General features: G+C 68.4%; 1 pseudogene. It reads left to right on the plus strand.

The annotated features are described in order from the left end of the window. Window positions 1-20602: pseudogene (locus ABT342_RS35985) on the plus strand (hypothetical protein); the annotation flags it as partial.

The following is a 20602-nucleotide window of genomic DNA, read 5'->3' on the forward strand; positions in this document are numbered from 1 at the left end:
GACCGGGCAGGACACGGGCAGTGGCGAACAGAACACCCCCGGACGCGGCCTGCACCAGCCCGACACCGCACAACGCCATCCCGACCAGGGCGTCAGCCCCAACACCAGCAACGGTACGCACAGCAACGACAGTTCCGAAACCGCTGAGGGCACCGACCCGGACAGCACCACAGAGGCGGGTGGCAACCCTGCCACGCAGCCCTCGACGGCCTCCGCGTCACCTCACAGCACCCCCGCGAACGGCATCCAGAACGCCCTGCGCGGCCTGGACAGCCCCACACCGACACCTACACCCATCCAGCAGCCCGCACCCGCACCCGTTCCGCTGTCCGTGCCGCTGTCCGTGCCGCTTCCCCAGGACGTACGCGGTCCGTTCGCCGACGAGGTGCCTCTCGAGTACACGGTCTACGACCACGGCGAGCTCCTGCAGGGTGTCCCTGATCCCGAAGTCCCGGCGCTCACGGCCGAGGCCAAGCTGTACGTCGACGCGTACGAGCCCCTCCCCGCCTCCTCCGAGGATGATGGGTCGACTGCACAACGGGACGACCACACCCGGCGTGTGGCCGATCTCATCCACCAGGAGCGCGCCGAGGGCACAGACGAAGCCACGATCGCGGCCAAGGCCCGTTCCCTCGCCCACTACTTCGCCGGCGAAGCCGAAGCGATCACCACCAACACCGCGTCCGACAGTTCCGCCACGCCTCCGATCCTTCCGCAGCAGGACTCCGAGACAGCTGCGCGGGTCAGGACCGGTCCTTCCGCGGAAGACCTCCCCGACAGGAAGGTGGAATCCCTCGCAAGCAACATAGGGGTGAGTCCCCGGTTCTCCGATCCCACCAGCGCGGAGATGAAGCGGACCAGGGAACTGGTCAAGGCAGGCAGGGAACTGTACGGGCAGGATGCCGTGCCACCCGTCGCCAAGCTCCAGTCGCTGCGAAGGGCCGCGGGCATCCTTGCGCGGGAGTACGGCCACAAGGGTCCGTTCCAGCTGAGCGACATCGACCAGTTGATTCGCGACGCCTACGCCCTCGAGGCGGAGGAGACCGTCACCGCCGAGCATCGTTCCCAAGTCCTGGACCTCATCGAGACCGTCAAGCGTCCCCTCCAGGCGGTGACTCTCAAGGCGCTCACCAGCGCGCTCGGCACTCCTGACACCACGCCGCACCCTGCCCCGCCACATCCGTCGGCCCTCCGGCAGCCTGCCGATCTCGCCGACACGATGAGCAGTTCGCGGGTGAAGGACCTGGCCAGGGAGATCGGCGTACACACATCCCTGTTCACCAGCCCCGGCAAGAAAGAGGTCGCTCACACCCGCGAACTTGTCCGTGTCGGGCAGCAGCTCTACGGGTACGACGGCAGGCCCTCGATCACGCTGCTGGAGGCTTTGCACCACGCTTCGAAGATCGCCACCAGCAAGTACGCACAGGAAGGCGCGTTCACGCCTTCCCATCTCGACCCGATCATCCGCGATGTCTACCGGCTCGCCCCCGAGAGCGGCGTCACGCCCGTCCACCGCAAGCACCTTGTCGACCGCATCGCCGACCTTGTGAAGGCGGACAAGACTGTCACGGTCAGGAGGATCAAGTCCGCGGTCCTCAGAGCCCCCGAGGTGGAGACGCTCGCCACTCCGCCCGCTCCGAAACCAGTCACGCCGCCCACTCCGTCCACGCCACCGAAGTCACGGCCGCAGCCCGTCGTCGAGCTCGCCGACTGGCTTGCCGACTGGCAAGTGGAGTACCTGGCAGGTGCGATCGGCGTCCAGCAGGGTTCCCAGGTCACCGCGAAGGAGCTCACTCGCACCCGCGACCTGGTACGCGCCTCGCAGCAGCAGTACGGACGTGCCAACACACCGACCACCGACACGCTGATGTCCCTGCGTCACGCCACGGACATCCTCGCTCGCGAGCACGGCCACTACGGCACGTTCCACATCGAGGACCTGGACCCGCTGGTCCGCGGCGTCTTCGCCCTCGAACCCGACACGACCGTGACTCCCCACGACCGCGCCGAACTCATCGACCTCATCACGGAGGCCAAGGGGGACGGCAAGTCCGGGGACCCTCTCACGACCGACGCACTCGTCACCGTGGCGGCCGGCCGCCCGGCCAGGGTCCCCGCGCTCCAGCTCCCGCCCCTCAGCTTCGCCGGTGAGCCACTCGACGTAGGCCCTTCTGTGCCCATCGCCGAAACCATCTCTGAGAACGAGCTCCTGGACCGCTTCCAGGCCTACCTCGAGAGCCAGCCCGCCACCCCGGTCGATTACGCCCTTCCCACTGTGGGGTCGTCGCCTTCGACGGCGCCTCAATCGCTCGGCCGGCAACGCCACTTCCTGCCGCTAGGTGACAGGGACCTCGCCCCGCTCCATCTGAGTGAACTCCCACACCACCCGCAGCTCACCACTCTGGTCGTACACGGCGAGCAGGGGAGGTTCGTCGTCGAGTCCACCCTGCTCGACGGCAAAGCGTTCGTCGACTACACCCTCGACCAGGGGCTGTGGAGCGGCAGCGGGCTCATCGTCCTTCACGGAGCCCGCGGGCTGGGCGGACCCGGGAACACTGCTGCGGCCCAGGCGGCACGCGCAGGTCACACGTGGGTCCTCGCCCCGACCGCCCTCATGAACGGCTACGAGCCCTCCACCGGCCGCTTCGTCTCCCCCCACCCTCAGCCCTTCGCCCTCCACGGCCCGAACGGCGAGTACCTGCCCCTCCACGCCGACCTCATTGACTCACTGAACGACCTCGGCATCGAGACCCGCGTCGGCAACGGGGACAGGGACCGCGCCGAGCGTCATCTGGTGGAGTACGGCCGCAGCGGGCTGGGGCTGGGCAAGGACGCGTCGGAAGACGCGGCCATGGACGCTGTCGTCCGCGATGTCTACGGGCTGGCGCCGGATGCTTTGGTGGACCTGGGCATGCGCAGCGAGGTCGTCACCCTGGCCGAGGTCACCCGGAAGTCGAAGTGGCAGGTCACCACAGAAACGCTCCAGGCAGCCGACGATCTGCTCCGGCTGACGCGGGCACGGTACGGCACCGAGACTCCCTGGCCCGAAGGCCTGCGCCGGCTGCAACGCGAGACCTACATGTTCGGCAGCGAGGCGATCACGAGGCTGATGGCCGAGACCCTGACTCTGCGGGGCATCGGCCGCGAGGTCTCGCCGGCCGCCCTCCGGGAGCTCCACAAGCTCGTTCGCCTGGCGGAGAGCGAGGGCAGCCCGCAGCTCCTCCACCTCAAGCCCGGCGACCTGGACGGCCTGGTCCGCGAGGTCATGGGTCCCCGCGACGAGGTGACCGACGCAGACCGGGTACGTCTGACCCACCTGGCCGGGGAAGTCGCAGCCCTCCGTCACGTCCGGCCCACCCTCGAGAAGCTGCGGAACGCGTACGAGACGGATCCCTCCGGAACCTCCTCCGCCCTTCGGACCTCGGACCTGCCACCGCCCCCGGCGCAGACCACGTCCTCCGCCCTTCGGACCTCGGACCTGCCACCGCCCCCGGCGCAGACCACCTCCTCCGCCCTTCGGACCTCGGACCTGCCACCGCCCCCGGCGCAGACCATCCCGCGGTACAACGGCGAAGGGTCCTCCCTAGGCCTCGGCACCGCCGGCGAACACGGTGTCAAGGTCCCCTCGGGTGCCTACTTCCCCGCGCCCGGCGACACTCCCGACCATGCGGTGGCCGCGGCCGCCTACTCCAAGCTCGACGGCTTGTTCACCGTGTACGCCCACGCCGACCTGAAGACCGGGGACATCCTGCTCGCCGACGGCAGCCGGGTGACCCCCGAGGAGTTCGCCGACCAGCTCAACGGGCTGCCGGGGCGGGACCCGGACGATGAGCTGCTCCTCTTCATCTGCGGCGCCCACGCGACACCGCCCGGCGGCGGACGCAGCATCGCGCAACGCATCGCGGCCGCTCAGCCGCCCGGCCGCTTCGTCCTCGCCACCGACGGCCAGGTCACGATGGACAGGAACGGTGTGCACCTCGACACCTTCTCGGTGGACGAGGCCGGCGTCATCCACCCCGACACCCTGTCGAAGGCGGAAGGCAAGCGCCCGGCCACCGGTCCGCGCTGGTTCCTTGTCGACGCCGAGACCCCGGACGCGTCCGAGGACGTGGGCTTCGACCTCGCCGGCCTGCTCGACGCGCCCGCCGCCGAGGTGGTCAGGCGCCCGCTGCCCCTCGCCAACGCCGTCACCTGGCTGCGGAACCTGACGCCGAACCCGCCCCCGCACCCGAGGACAGGTACGAAGCCCACGGAGAGCCAGGTCGTGGGGTCGGTGCGGAAGGAGTTCGAGTCGCTGTTCCGGGAGTTGCCCGAGCGAGCGAAGGCCGCCGCCCAGGCGCTGAGCCCGGAGTCGGCCACCTCGCACCTGACCCCAGAGAAGTTTGCGCAACTGCCCGACGAGTTCCCCACGTTCGTCGAGTCCGCTGACGGTCTCAACCTGCAGCGCATCACGCGCGCACAGCACAGGGACCTGGCCTGGGTGCTCGCGGACCAGGGGCACCGTGGTTCCACCGAGGAGACCGTGCAGTTCGCCACGGCCGTGGAGTCATGGCTGCTGTTGACAAAGGGAGGCCTCCTGGAGACAGAGGCCGACTCGAGGAAGCTGGACGCGCACCTGGCGGAGGCGTATCGCACGCTGGAGGAATTCCACCCCTCTTGGGACGGCCGGGGCCGCGAGGCGGAGACACGCTGCAAGGTTCTGGAACTCGCGGCAAGGCTCCACAGCCCGCACCTCGGTTCGGCGGAGCAGCTGGCCGCGAAGTGGGAGAACACCCACCACGGCTCGGCGGGTATGGAGAAGTTCAGCGCCAAGCTGCTGACGACCGCGTCGCCTCTGGCGAAGGTGCTGAATTTCCAGCCAGAGAGTGAGCTGGGCTTTGCCGCGGAAGCGTGGTCCGACTACGCGCATGGCAAGCCCAACCCTCGTCCTCCTCGCTGGGGGAACAGTCCCTTCGCCATCACGGAGGGCGAGCCGACTCTCTTCGTGGTGACGCATTCCAACGGCATAATCACGCAGGCCGGGCCGGCGAGGGGCCTTCGGGAGGATGTGCGTCAGGACCGCCATTGGCTCCCGGCGGAGCACCTGGCGGACTTGGTGGCTGAGCACCCACTGTTCCAGGAGTTCGTGGAGTTCTCGGAGTTCGGCGGGAAGCTGCTCGCCGCAGCGCGGGGGAACCAACCCCAACAGCTGCTCGATCTTGTGCGAGCGGGCAAGGACGGTGACGCCGCGACCGTCGTGCAGGGGCGGATGCCCGAACTGCTCGACGTGGTGTTCAACAACCGTGGCGCGGAGATCGTGGCACTCGCCGAGCATCTGGTCGAGGGTGGGCGCGGGGCGAGCGGCAAGGCGCTCACGACGTTCCAGGCGATCGCGACCAACGGTCGGATCCCCCATTTCAACATCGGCTTGTTTGCCTGCGCCCCGCTGTCCGAGCGTGGTCAGTGGCGCCAGGTGGCCAGTGCCTTCACTCAGCGACTTGGCGCGCGATGGCCGGATCTGACCGTGCCCGTGCGCGTGATCGCCTCCCCGCACAGGGTCGCGGTGCGGGAGGGCGGGCATCTGTATTCCGAGGACCCGTCACACGAGTACGAACATGGTTTCACGCTGGAAGTTCGCGCACCTGCACAGGCCTCGCTCACCGTCTCCGACGACTTCGCCGGCGGGGTCACGTTCCTGTCGTCGGCAGACAACCCGTTCAGGGGTGAGCTCGGAGCATCGACGGGACTGAAGCATGTGCTGGGGACGTTGCACGACGGTGGCGATGCGGGCAAGCCCTTCGTGGTGCACGCGAGGAGGTCCGGGCAGGGCATCGCGATCGACGACCCCAAGGACCCTCTGAAGGCCCCGGAGACGCTCGACGTCACGACGTTCGTCCGGGACAAGGTGCTCCCGAAGGTGGAGTCGCACGGACCGAAGCCTCCCTTGCTGCTCGTGCTCGACGACGCGGGCGTCGCGCCGGTGAAGTCCGATCCGGCCAGGCCGATGACGGAGGACGGTGAACCCTACCCGACCGCCACCTGGCAGGACGGCACGCTGAAGCTGCCACCGCCGATCGCGTCACCGAAGGCCGGCGAGCGCGGCGGCCTGGGCGACGACGTCCAGGTGTCCCGGGGGCCCTTGCTCGCCGACCCGGTCCGTCTGGACGCGGTGGGCCAGGCGGCGGCGGACGCGTACGGCGCACCGGTCCTCGCGCCGGTCGGCGGTGTCGGGCTGCTGCCGATGGGCGACGGCAAGACCCTGCTGATGGTCGAGGGCGGGGACGGCGTTCCTGTTCCGTACGGCTGGAAGGTGTTCTACCCGCGGACCAGCGACCCTGAGGCCGTCGGATCCGGTCCGGCGCGTGAGCCCGAGCCGTCCGCGCTTGCCGCGGACGGCAACCCTGGTGCGACGGTGCGATTCGCCGAGGGCAAGTGGGGGCTGGACGCGCGGACACGGCAGCACATCCGTACGCTCGCACGGGAGGCTGCCGAGCAGATCATCTGGGAGTACCAGCGCCGCTGGTACCACACGTTCCCTGACTCTACCCGTACCCTGCCCGCCATCGAGCTCACCGGCTACGGCAACTCGAGGACCCACGCCAAGGTGACGGGCTGGTTCCGGGCGAGGGCGGTGCGCAAGGAGTTCGAGAAGCACCTGAGCGCCGAACTCAAGGCTGTCGGCAATCATCGCGGGTCGGGAGCCCGTGTGCCGAAGCTTCAGGACGTCACGATCAAGACCGGCTCGAAGGGCAGGGACGAGGCGCCCCGCACCCGCGGCACCGACCTGGAACAGAAGCGGCGCGGGGTGCTCGTCACCGTCCGTCCAGCCGCCGTGGCCGCTGGGGGGGCCGCCCAGGCAGGGAAGCCGGCCAGCACCGGGCCGGCCGTCCTCGTGCCCGCCGGTGCGTACTTCCCCGCGCCCGGAGACACTTCGGACCACTCCAAGACCGCCGCGCGCCTCCAGAAGCTCGACGGGCTCTTCACGGTCTATGCCCACGCCGACGTCGCCACGGGTGAGGTGCTGCTGGCCGACGGCTCGCGCGTGTCCCCCGAAGAGTTCGGCCGGATGCTTGACCGGCTCCCCGGTCGGCGTGCGGACGAAAAACTCCTCCTGATGATGTGCGGTGCCCATACGACGCCGCCGAACGGTGGCCGCAGCATCGCGCAGCGCATCGCCGCCGTCCAGGCGTCCGGACGTTTCGTCTTTGCCACCGATGGCCAGGTCCAGACCGGCCCGACGGGCGTCGAGCTCGTTTCGTTCCCGGTCTTCGACGACGGAAAGATCCGCCCGGAGGTTCACCTCGGCACTGGCACTGGCACTGGCGCCGGCACCGGAGAACCCGAATGGCACCTGATCGACGGCGAGGACCTGGACCGGACCGAACCCCTGGGCACCGATCTCATCAAGGGACTCGGCTCGCCACAGGCCGAGGTCTGGCGTGGCCCGCTGCCTTTGGACAACGTCGCCACCTGGTCCATCGACAACCTGGACCAGGGTGCTCCGCCCACCCGTGCGGACATCGTCTCGCGGGTACGGAAGGTCCTCGGATCCGGGTTCGGTAATCTGCCGGAACGGGCGAACGCCGCCCGAATGTCGCTGCAGCTGGCGGTCGAGCAGGGGACGGTGTCCGCGGAACGGCTGGCCGAGCTGCCGTCCGGATTCCCGCCGTTCGAGGAATTCGGCACGACCGGAAGGGACAGGTACGGCCTCACCGCCCAGCAGCTCGCCGACATGGCATGGGTGCTCGCGGAGAAGGAACTCCTCCACGGCGGGGTGGAAGCCGCTGCGCAGCACTGGGCGACGGTGCGGATGTGGCAGCAGCTGGACAAGCTGCCGGCCGCAGAGCTGAAGGCCCTGCTGGAGACGGCCCATGACCTCATGGGTACCCACCATCCGTCCTGGACCACCAAGGCCGGCAACGAGACCCTCCTGCAGTACAAACTGTTCAAGCTCGCCCACATCCTCCACGGCGAAGCGGGCGGCGGCCTCGCGAAGGACGGCAAGGCATGGGCCATCGCTCAGGCCAAGAGCTGGGAACGGATCGACACCCAGGGCACGGCGCCGTACGTCCGTGAGGTGACACCTACCCGCTCGCCCCTGGTGAAGAAGCTGATCTTCCGACACGGCGATGTGCCGTCGGACGCCCTGGGCGACCTGCTCGGGAACCAGGCATCGCAGCACGCCCCCGAGCGCGGCGAGCCGACGCTGTACGTGGACGTGCGAGGCTCCGTCAAGGACGGGCAGGACCTCTCGCCCGAACGGCTGGCGGACCTGATCGCCGACTCGAAGGTCTTCCGTGACTTCGTCGCCCTCCAGCGAACCGGCAAGCACCTCATCGAGGTGGCGCAGTCGGGCGACCTCAAGGCGTTCCTCGATCAGGTGATGCCCGGCGACAGCGGCGACCAGCTCGATCTGGCCACCACGGGCAGGGGCATCGAACTCCTGAACACGGTGTTCCAGGGCAAGGGCCGCGGCATGGTGGAGCTCGCCACGTCGAGCTTGTACCACCAGAATCCGGACTCCCCCGACTTCGCGAAGTTCCTCCTCAACGCGCATGCAGGCGACGTTCCGTCCTTCGACCTGGTCCTCTCCGAGAACGCCTTCGCGGGCGATGCGGACCAGCGCAGGAAGGCGTCGCAGACGTTCGCCCGTGAGCTGGCCGCCCGGTTCCCAGAGCTCGACGTGCCTGTCAGGGTCGTCACGGAACCCGGAAATGGATCCGGCGCGATCACGAGCATCGACATCAGGCAGCCGGGCCGGACACCGGTGAGTGTCTCGGCTGACTTCTCGGGCGGAGTGTCCTTCCGCTCCTCGGCCCAGCCCGGAATCGATCGCCGCCTGGGCGCCTCCGCCGGCCTCAAGCGGGTGCTGGACACGATGCCGGGGCTGGGCAAGCCCTTCCTCGTCCACGCTGACCGGGACTCGGCGGGCATCCACGTCTCCGACCCCAAGGCACGGGGCAAGCAAGGAGACCACAGCTCGCCGAGCATCAGGGCGTTCATCCGCGACGAGGTACGCGGCAAGACACCTTTGGGTGCGCCGCTGGTGCTCAACATCCCCCTGTCGGCCACCGAAGCGCAGCTGGCCGCGGACGAGTTCGACGGCACGGTGCTCGCCGCGCCCGGCGGCACCGTACCGATGCGATGGGGTGGCGGAACGCTCCTGATGGCTCCCGAGGGATGGCAGGTGTTCCAGCCCCGGACGAAGGAGGGCAGCCCCGCGCCGGACGCACCGGCCAAGCTCGTCTCCCTTACCGGGGCAGGCCCCAAGGCGGGTGCCACCGTTCCCTTCCGGAAGGGCAAGTGGTCCCTTGACCCGGTGGCCCGCGAGGAGGTGCGCAGACTCGCAGTCGACGCGGCGCAGCAGATCATCCTGAACCACACGCTCAGCGACGGGACGACCACGCCGCCGACGATCGAGATCGCGGGCTACGGGAACTCCGACGTGAACGCCGGACTCACCGGAGCCATGCGCGCCAAGGCGGTTCGCAGGGTCTTCCGCGCGGAGCTGGCCGCGAGGCTCAAGGCCGAAGCCAGGAGGCGGGGACCGGACGCCGGTGTTCCGTCGATCCGCGACATCCGCATATCGACGAAGTCATACGGCAAGCACGCCGACCCGCACACCACCCTGCCCCCGGTGACTGAGCTGAGGTTGCCCAACGGCCGACGGGTTTCCCGCGATTCGTTGGAGAAGGACCTGCAGAACGGTTCGCTGGTCACGGTGGACGCCTCAGTGGAGCAGCTGCGGCGAGCCGTTCTGGTCACCTTGCGCCCGGCTTTGAACTCCGTCCAGGCCACGGACCCCGTCCAGGCCACGGACCCCGTCCCGGCGGTGGACGAGGTGTCACCGAGCACCTTCGTGAAGAACGAGGAAGTCCCGCCCAAGTCTCTGATCGGCTCACTGCAGAGCGACATCGACGAAGCGATCGGACGCGGTGACGTCGGCTTCGGACAGCCCGGACGTGAGCACTACGCGTGGTCCGCGTACCAGACATCATCGCCGAATGCCGAAGCGTGGACCTTCGGACAGGCCTGGGACGCGGGTCTCGACAGGAACAACTGGAGGAAACACATCGCCTCCGGGCAGGCACAGTTCCAGGTCACCGGCGACCTCGATCCGCTGAGCGCGTTCGGGCTCAGCGACTTCGAGAAGTCCCCTCTTCCCTGGAGCGGGCAGCCGACGGTCTATCTCGACGTCGATGCCCTCGCACCGTACGTCTCCGCGCTTGTCGAGGAGGGCTCGGTCCCTGCGCAGGACCCCGCCACCCACGCCGTACGCGAACTCGTGCGCATGGCCGGCCCCCGCCTCCACGAGCGGGTCGCGGAGCTAGGGGGTGGGCAACTCAACATCGTGCTGGTGAGCGGCAGTTCAGGGCTTGCCGGCGAGACGGGCCCCGCACGCCTTGAGATGGCCCGGCTCCTCAAGGACCAGCTGGGCTTGGACTCCGCCCAGATCTGGGCCAGCGCGTACCCGGCGTACCAGCAGTCCGGTGAGATCACCGTACGACTCACCGAGAACGTCAAGGGAACGCCGCGATGGGAGGCCGTGACTTCTCACCTTCCTGGCCGGGCGCAGGTCACGGCGGGTGCGCCGTTCGCCGCGGTGCGCTCCTACCGGGCTCCGCACGACGCCGTGCTGTTCCCCGGCCTCACACCGTCCTCGGGGCTCGCTCTGGCGCTGTCCGAGCTGGAGCGGCGGGACGCCGTCGTCGTCGACGTCGTGATCGAGGGGGACGGCGAACACGCCTGGGTCTGGACGGAGACCGACAGCGGTTGGGCGTACCGGTCGTGGACCATGAGGCAACTGGCCTGGGACCTGTGGGCCTCCGGTCTCGAGCCGGGGCAGCCGGTCGTGCTGGCCACCTCCGGCGCGGGCAGCCCTCCCAATGGAGACTTCGGGCCTTCGCCCTCCGATCGGCTGGCGGAAGCCCTCGCAGAGTTCCGGCCACCGATGATCATGGTGGGCAACCCGGTGCTCGCCCCCAGGACCCTCCTGGAGCAAGGTGGCGAACCGGCCTTCGGGAATTTCGGTCACATGCTGGGCGGAGCAGCGGAGTGGCCTGCGACGGAATGGACCACTGCCCACGCGCCGTTCACCACGGCCCCGCTCACGGCCACCGCGGATGCCCGCAACCGCCACATGCAATGGCTCCAGGACGCGCCCCGCAACGATGAGCCCGTCAAGGCCTACCTGGTGGTCCCCAGCCGGCCTTCGGCGAACGAGGCGCTCGCCCCCGGGGCCCTCTTCCGGAGCGGTCAGGACTTCCTGGAGGTGCGCACCGGCAAGCCCAGCCCACGCTCGCTGCCGGCAGGAAGCACGGTGATCGAGGTCGAGGTGGCTCCGGGAGCCGGCATCTCACCCGACGAGACCTCGCGCAAGAGGCTGTGGATCGCCCGCGAGGTGACCGGCTCGGTCACGGTGCAGGCTCTGCACCGCGTCCAGGGTGGCCGCCTGCGACAAGTGGCGGACCGAGGGCTGACCGGACTGCCGCTGACTGGCCTGGACCACCCGGGTACCGCGGTGCCGGACCCCGATATACCCATTCCCGGGGGCCTGGTGCCGATGCGGCGGCCGCAGGACAACGGTCTCGTCTTCGGGTCTGACGACTACACCCGTTCCGTCGTGCGGAAGCTGACCGGGTTCTCCGGCGACAGCCCGGTACCGGTCCACCAGGAAACGCCCAACGGTGACTACACACTTGGAACGTATCCGGGCGGGCAGGACGCGCCGGTGTTCGTCGTGGCCTATGAGCCCGGGGCGACCCGCGATGGCAGGTCCCTGGCCGACCTCGTACGCAACAACCCGGCGTTCGTGCATGCCTGGCGCACGTACGGGACGCGCCTGGGGGTCATGCTCATCGCCGGTGACGGCACCGGAACGGGTGTCGTGGACCCCCAGGCCCGGTACCTCTTCGAGGCGGACTTCCGTGACCGGATGTGGACCGAGCTGGCCATCAACCTGCGCTACCGGACGGGCTCCGACATCCGCCTGGAGGACAGCGGAGAGGTACGCATCGTCCAGCAGGGCCCGAGCGTCGTCGAGGATGTCCTGACTGAACCGAATGCGTTGCAGGGAACGGACGAGCTCCCCGAGCCGGACCAGCTCCGTGAGCCAGCCGCGTTGCCGGACCCGGAGGCCTTGAGTGAGCCGGACGAGCCTTCCGAAGGTGGCGAGCCGTTCGTCGAGCCTGAGAGGAGCCAGGCCGAGCAGGATGCCGCCGATGCCGAGGAGCTGGCGGGCCTGTGGGCCGATGCGGACGCCGTGCGGCAGTCGCTCGAACCAGTGGTGCCGGAGCAGATACCGGACCCGCTGGACGGCACCCTCCCGGTGCCCCCCGACCTTCCCACGATGTTCCGCCTCCCGCCTGAGCCGCTGAACGAGCTGATGAGCCCGCTCGACATGCTCACCCAGGGGCTTCCGGGGATCAACAAGTTCCTGGGAACCCGTCGGCAGGCCTTCCACCCGGTGGTCTCCGAGGCGTTCAAGCCGTCGTCGCTGTCCCCGGTCCCGCTGGGGAACCGACGGTTCTTCCTGCCCGGGCCGCAGGACCTGGAAGAGGGCGTACTCATCCGCAGGGGTGTGTCGACGCTGCCGTTCGGCGACGAGATCACGGTGCTGTCGGGTCACGGGAAGAACGGCCGGATGGTCGTCGAGGGGGTGGAGAGGACCGCCGCGGAGTACCTGGCGTACCTGGAGGACAACGGTCTGCTGACGTACGAGCCGGCCTCCGGCGATGCGAAGGTGTACGATGTCTCGTTCCTCGTTCTTGACGCGTGCGGGGGGCTGGGCGGCAAGATCGACAGCTTCGCGCAGGAGCTGTCGCAGCTGTCGGGGCTCGGCGTACTGACGACGTCCGGGTTCACCTCCGGAATGGAGCCGTTCACCGGCGGGTTCCCGTCGTCGCAGACCCATGTGCTGAGCGCCGGAGAGATCATTCCGAGCGGCGCGGAGGTCACGCCGTGGGCACTGCACCTGCCCGATATCGCCCCGCGGCTGTTGGACAACGACCTCGTCGTCTCGCTCAAGAAGCTGGACCTGGAGCCAGTCGTACCGAGGCCCCTCAAGACGGCCGAGCACGGCCAGATCGTCAACTTCCTGGATGACGGGCGTGCCAAGACCGCCGACACCGTGGAGCCCTCGCATCCCGGGCAGCCGCACGCCCAGCGGCAGGACCTCGACGGCCGACGCAACAAGGAGTTGGTGGTCGCCGACATCGTGGATGAGGTGGTCGGCTTCCGCTCGAAGCTGGACGCCCTCCACAGCAAGGCTTCAGAGGGGCTGAAGGGCCCGATGACCCGGGGCGAGGTGACCCAGGAGCAGATCGACGCGGTCAACGAGGCACTGAGCGAGTCCAACGTCGGCATGCTGACGGAGAGGCAGACGTCCCAGCTGGCCACGGTGGCAGTGGAACTCGGGCACCGCACGGACTTCGGTACGGCCGAGCGCTTCGTTCAGGGCATGACGAACGGCCTGGAACTGCTGTCCTCCGAACGGCTGAAGCGGTCGGGGCTGAGCAGCCGGCTGAGCGGCGCGTACAACCTGCTGGCGGAGCACAATCCGTTCGCGCTGCGGTACGAGCAGACCGAGGAGCTGCACTTCAAGATCCTCACACTGGCCGAGATGTCGTGGCGCAACGGTCACGATGAGGAATCTGTCGCACTCGCCACGAGTTGGGAACCCCTCACGGAGAACGTGGGGTCGGCTCGCAAGGAGAAGTTCGTCCACTGGGTGTCGAAGACCGCCACGGCCGATGCGACCGCCCTGGGCTTCTTCCCCGAGAGCGCGTCCACGCACTGGCGCGACCACGACGCCGGCCGAGGGGGCACGTACCGCCACCACAAGATGGTCCCGGCCACCCCCGCTCGGAACGGGCAGCCCGGGAAGCCTCGCGGGGCGGTCTACCTCGGGAAGGCGGAGCCGCTGCCGTGGGCAGGCGATCTCACCCTCTATGCGACGGCGCATGGGACCCCCATGACCTTCACCCTCCCGATGGCAGACCCGAGTCTCGGCCTGAACAAGTACGGTGAGGTGCCGGTGACCCCGAAGCATCACGCCGCACTCATCGCCGCACATCCGGGCTTCCAGGACATGGTGAAGCGTGCCCGAGAGGAGGGCATGCGACGGCCCGGGCCGCGGTCCGGAGTTGCCGCGGGGGAGCCCGGCCGCAAGTTCACGGTGGTGCTCGATTCCTGCAAGGTGCTGGCGGAGGCGGGGCAGACTCGTGCTTCGGCGGAGGTGGTCGCCACTGAGCTGGCCGTACACGTGGAGGCGGAGTGCCAGAAGGAGTTCCAGCGGATCGCTCAGCGGTTCGCCACATCGATCGGTGTCCTGGATACGGACAGTGCTCAGTTCAGGAAGTCGATGCGGGACTTCGTCACGCAGAGCTCCCCTCTGCCTCTCGACCAGGCGTCGTCGCGTGCCGGCGAGGTGGCCCGCGCCGTCGCGACGAAGCTGAAGAAGTCGGACGCCCCGATCGACCTCGGACTCGCGAGCGAGTTCGCCGAGGCGTTGGCCCTGGCACAGAAGCCGATTCCGGAGAACATGCGGCTCTTCGCTACGCCGCACAAAACAGGGCTGGTCAACGGAGTCTTCTCTATCGATGCCCCGGTTGGTGCGCCGGATGTGTGGGCGGAGTTCCCGGTGGCCTTGCCGGTGCGGGGGCGGGTTGTGCCTCGGGCCGGGGATGGCGTGGCGGCGGTGGTGTCGTTCCAGCCGGGGCACGAGGCGAATGTCCGTAAGCCGGTGGGCTTGTCGGAGGCGGTCAAGCGCAGGCTGAAGTCCGCCGGCCTGAGCGATCCGTATGTGGTTCAGGTGACCCGCTCGGGTCCTGGAGTCGAGGGCTTCGATCCGGATGCCGCGGACGGTCCGGAGTCGCAGCAGTGGGATGCCGTACGCCTGGCCGAGGAGATACAGAAGGCGAACATCCCCGAGGGCGCTCCCCTGGTACTGGAGGTGTCCGACTCGGGCCGGCCGCGGCGTGGCGGAGGTGCGGAGGACGCGGATGCAAAGCAGTGGAAGCCGGGTGATCCTCTTCCGTCCGCGGTGATGTCGCCGAAGGCCGCGGACCAGCTCCAGAAGAAGGGGCTGGCTCTGCCTGAGGGCACCGTGGTGTCCGACGGCACGGAATCCGAGTTCGAGCGGCTGTCGTCGTTGGTGAAGGAGATCTCGGGTCTGCGCAAGGGGCCGGTGCTCGGCTTCATGGGCCGGGTCGAGCACATTCCGTGGGACGGCGAACTGATCGCGGTGGCGGAGCCGGCCGAGGACGATGCGAATGGTGATGGCCTGGTATTGGTTCAGCCGGGAGCCGAAGGCGACAGTCACCCCTCTCTGCACCGAACCGACGAGAAGAAGGGCCTCACCCTCAAGCTGTCCCAGCAGGAGGGACATCTGTCGGCCGAGTCCGACGCGGCGCTGAAGTCCATCGCCCGGGAGACAGCGCAGAACCTCCTCTGGCACAAGCTGAAGGGCAAGCTGTTCCCGCAGACCGAGGTAACCGTGCATGCCAGGCATGTGTCAGGCCCGGGATTCGAGCATGCCAAACGGCTCGGGAAGGGGCTGGCGAAGAAGCTGGACGTCTACGTCGGTGACGAACTGAAGAACCAGGGCCGACTGAACGTCGAGCAGGCTCCTCGCCACAAGGACGTGCCAATTCCCGTTGTCACCATCGAGACTGGTGATGGTGACATCAACCAGATCCATGTGGGCATACGACCGGCAGTGGAACCCCAGGCCCGCACCGGCCCGCAGCCGGCCCCGCCGCAGCCCTCCACGTCAACGCTGCCCTCGGCCACCACGGCACCGCCAGGTCACGGTCCTGCCCCGAAGCGTGGACCGCTGGCCCCCGTCTCCCTCGGCAAGCGTCGGTTCTTCCTGCCGTCGGCAGAGGACCTGAGCGCTGACGCGTTGATCCGTGAGGGTGTCAAGACGCTGCCTGCGCTTGAGAACGCTGTGGTGGTGGCCGGGCACGGCAACGTGGGACAGATGGAGGTCGAAGGGGGACGGAAGGACGCCGCGGAGCTTCTGCAGTACCTCGAGCAGGAGAGAATCCTCACCTTCACCGTGGGCACGGACGGGGGGAAGCGGTATGACGTCGAGTATCTGGTGTTGGAGGGTTGCGGAATCCTCGGTGGTGAAGATGACACGCTGGCCCAGGAGTTGGCGGAGCTGACGGGTCTGGGTGTGGTGACTCCGTCGGGTGTGGTGTCCGGTATGGGGCCGTTCACGGGTCAGTTCCTGTCGACGCAGACGCATGTGATGGCTGACGGGAAGATCGTGCCCGCGTTGCTGACCGAGGTGGAGCCTTGGACGCTGCACCGCAGGGGCCAGGATCCGCAGCCGCTGAAGAACGATCTGGTCGAATCGCTGCGCGAGCTGAACCTGAAGCCGGAGGTCGCCAAGCAGCCGTTCAAGAGCGCCGACCACGGGCAGATCATCAACTTCCTTACCGGATCACGGACGAGCGACCTGCCGTCGCCCGCTCTGTGGGCCAAGCCCACGTCGGCCGAGCTCGTGGCCTCGATCCAGAGGGAGTTCGGCTCGCTCATCAAGGACCTTTCGGCCTTGGCGGACAAGGCCCAGTCCTCCTCGGCGGCGCCACAGCTCGCGGAGCTGGTCCTGTCGTTCCCGAAATTCGTGCACTTCGGCGACGGGCGGGACGCGCATGGCCTGACTCGTCAGCAGTACGGCGACCTGATGTGGGTCATGGCGGCGAAGACCCAGCAGACCAGTCTCCAGGCGACCAGCCGCTACCTCAGCCCGCTCCGGGACTGGCTCACCCTCAACCGTGACCAGTCCTCCTCACCCGATGCGCTGACGAAGCGGCTGGAAGAAGCGTACGGAGTCCTCGAGGCCCACCACCCGTCCTGGGCGGCGAAGAGGGTGTCGCCTGCCGAGCTGCACTTCAAGATGCTCAAGCTGGCGAAGCTGATCCCGCCCGCGCCACCGGGTGAGATCGATGCCGGCGTGTCGACCAGGCTGAACCGCGCCATCGGAGTGGCCCAGGGCTGGGAGGCCGGTACGTACGGCACCTCCGGCGGGGAGTTGCTGGCCGGCGAGACATACGGGACGAAGTCGGACTTCGCCAAGGTGCTCAGCTACCGGGGTGCCTCGCGCCAGACCGAGGGATCGCATGGGGCAACCGCAGAACGCTGGGCCGCGCATGCCCCCCAATATGCCCGGCTGAACTCCAAGGACGGATCTGCCTCGCTGGACTGGGCAGGCCAGCCCACGCTCTATGTGGATCTGGCCGGGGGCCCCGAAGTCGTGAAGCCAGGGGTGAACCCCGACAGGGCGGAGTTCTACGGGGAGTCCTTCACGCACCTTGCGCCCGAACAGCTGGCGGACATCGTGGGGGAGTCCGCGGTGTTCCAGGAGTTCCTCAGACTCTCTGAGTTCCAACGGCAGCTCCTGGCCCTGGCAGAGCTGGGCTACGCGGACGAGTTCCTCAGCAAGGTGAGTAGTCTGGCACCGGGCAGGCCTGCTGCCGCCCACCAGGCCCTCCAGATGATCTTCAAGGACAGGACGGGCGAACTGCTCAGCCTGGCTGAAGACTGCCGGGGCCTCGGTATGAACGCCCCGGCGTTCCAGGACTTCCTGGCGGTCGCCACGACCGGCGAAGTGCCCCCCGTCAATGTGGTGCTGCTCGCCGGCGAGGCGACGGGGGAGCGCGGCCAGTGGCGTACGACCGCACAGGCCTTCACCCAGCGCCTGGGAGCCCGGAACGCGGGGTCGGCCGTACCGGTCCGGGTCCACGCCTCCTCGTACGCGATGGGCATCACCCCGCAAGGGGACCTGACAATCGACTGCAACGACGATGCGCCGGACAAGCTGGCGGCATTCGACATGTCCACGTCGGGCAGGGCAAAGCTCACAACGTCGGCGGAATTCTCCGGGGCACTGTCCTTCAAGTCGTTCGCAGAGGAGGCTTTCCGGGGGACTCTGGGCCTGTCACCTGGGCTGAAGCGGCTTCTGGCCACGCTGCCGGAGGGCTCGAGGAAGCCGCTCGTCGTGGACGCCACCAGGTTCGGGTCAGGGGTCTCGCTGCTCAACCCCTACGCGCCGCTGGACCCGCCTCTTGAGCAGGGCATGGAGCCCTTCATCCGGGACATGGTGTTGCCCTCGCTGCAGGCGGACGGCGAGCCGAAGCCTCCTCTTGTCCTCCTGATCAACAACGCAGGCGTCGCGCCCGTGGACTCCGACCCGGGCCGGCCGATGAAGGACGGCATCGACGCGAACGCGCAGGCGACGCTGGACCAGGACGGCAGTCTGAAGCTGCCGCAGCCCGTAGTGTCTCAGGAGGCGGTCCGTCGCGGCGGACTGCCGGACGGTGCCCTCATGTCCCGAGGGCCCCTGCTGGCAGAGCCGAAGAAGGGTATCGCCCCCGGCCAGCTGGCGGCGAACGCGTATGGCGCTCCGGTGCTCGCACCGCTCGGCGGGATCGCACAGCTGCCGATCAACGGCAAGACACTGCCCATGGTCGACGCCGGCGACGGTGTACTCGTCCCCGAAGGCTGGGCGATCTTCTATCCACAGTCCACGGATGGTGCGGCAGTAGCCGAATCGGGCCCCCCGTCAGCGGAACTCAAGCCGTCGGTGCTGGCCACGAAGGACAGTCCGGGCGCCACGATCCGATTTGGCGACGGCCCGACATCACTGGACGAGCAGGCCGCCCAGGACCTGCGCGAGCTGGCGTGGGAAGCCGCCGTACAGATCATGTGGGAACAGCAACGCCGAGCAGGTCTCGACCGCTCCGGCGCCGAGCTGCCGCCGCTGCCCACGGTGGAGATCACGTCCTACAGCAACTCGTACTTCGGGGTCGGACGCAAGACCAAGCTCCGAGCCCAGCTGGTACGTGAGGCGTTCGAGGCCGAGCTCGACAGACTGCTCAGAGGCGCGGCGCGGCAGCGGGGCGAGAGCGCCGACGTTCCGCAGATCGGCGACATCTCCGTGTCGGTTGTGACTCGAGGCAGGAGGGAGGCCGCGCGGACTACGGGTGCCACCGTCCAGGAACAGCGCCGCGGTGTACTGGTCACCGTCCGTCCGGTGGATGTCGACGCGCTGAGGTCCGCGAAGAGCGAGACTCAGGCCACCACCGACTCCACCGTGGAGCCTGCGCGCGCTCCGAAGGTGCTGGACCAGCCGCACGATGTCGCTCCTGAGTTGACCAAGGAGAAGTTGGTCGGCGACGTGGTGAAGGAGGTGCGCGACTTCCGGAGTGGGCTCGGTGACAGGCAGCGCGAGGCGGAGAAGGCGCTGCAGGTGCTGTTCGACGACGGGCGGGTGCGGCTGCACGATGTCGACGAGGTCGCGTGGGAACTCGAGGACCAGGAGATCGGCCGGCATTTGTCGACGGTGGAGCTGTCTCAGTTGGCCTGGGTGGCGGCGGCGATCGGGCAGCGTACGGACCTCGACGTCGCCAAACGTTATGTCACGAGGATGGGCCAGGGGCTGGAGGTTCTGGCCGTCGACCGGGAGCGTTTCGCTGCTCGGGTCGGTGAGGGGTACGACGTGCTGGCGAAGCACAACCCGTCGGCGTTCAAGTTTGAGAGCCGGGAGCAGATCCAGTCCAAGGTTCTGGCGCTGGCCTTTGCCAGGGTGGACAACGTGGACCTGGGGATTGAGCGGGCGATCTCGCTTGCCAAGAGCTGGGAACAGTCCACGGTGGTCTTTGGCTCGGCGGGCCTGGACAAGTTTCTGCGCTGGACGTCGCCGACGGCCACGGACGATGCCACCGTCATCAGCTTCGATCCCCAAGACCTCAGGGCCTGGTGGGAGAAGCACAATGCCGGCCAGGGGGCGACGTGGCGATACCGCCCACCCAAGGCAAACAGGAACGGTGAGGAAGAGTTCTTTCTCGGTGATCCGCAGGCGCTGAAGTGGGCGGGTGATCTGACCCTCTACGTGATGGCGCATGGCGGCCCTCGTGCTTTCAGCCCGCGGATGGCCGACCCAAAGCTGGTCAGCGACTCGAGGGGCCTGGGCCGGACGTCTCCTAAGCATCACGCGGAACTGATCGCGTCGGATTCGGTGTTCCAGCAGATGCTGGACCGGGCCGAGGCGGAGGAGGCACGTCGTCCTGAGGGTGCGACGGGCCATCCGTTCTCAGTGGTGCTGCATTCCTGCGAGGTCCTGAAGGAGGCTGGTCAGGTCCGTCTCTCGGCGGAGGTGGTCGCTTCGCATCTGGCCGAGCGGGTGGCTGTGATGCGTGCGAAGCAGTTCGAGGACAAGGCAAGGGACTTCGCGAAGGCGGTCGGGTTCGTTGACGCGGATGGTGTGCGGTTCGGAAAGGCGGTGCGGGAGTTCGTGGCGGCGAGTTCCCGGCTGCCGCTTGCGGATGCGCCGGCGCGTGCCGACGAAGTGGTGCGGGACTTCGCCGCGGCGTTGGGGATGCCGACGGCCGGTATGGATCCGAAGCTGGCTGTGTCGTTCGCCGAGGCGTTGGCGAAGGTTCAGAAGCCGATTCCGGAGGGGATGCGGCTCTTTGCCACGCCTTACGTCGCATGGCTCCATGACAACGGAGTCGTTGCTGTTGAGGCTCCTCCTGGCACGGCGGATGCGTGGTTGGAGTTCCCGGTGGGGTTGCCGGTGCGGGGGCGGGTTGTGCCTCGTGCTGGGGTGGGTGTG

This window comes from Streptomyces sp. NPDC000410, from assembly GCF_040300305.1.
Classification (GTDB): Bacteria; Actinomycetota; Actinomycetes; order Streptomycetales; family Streptomycetaceae; genus Streptomyces.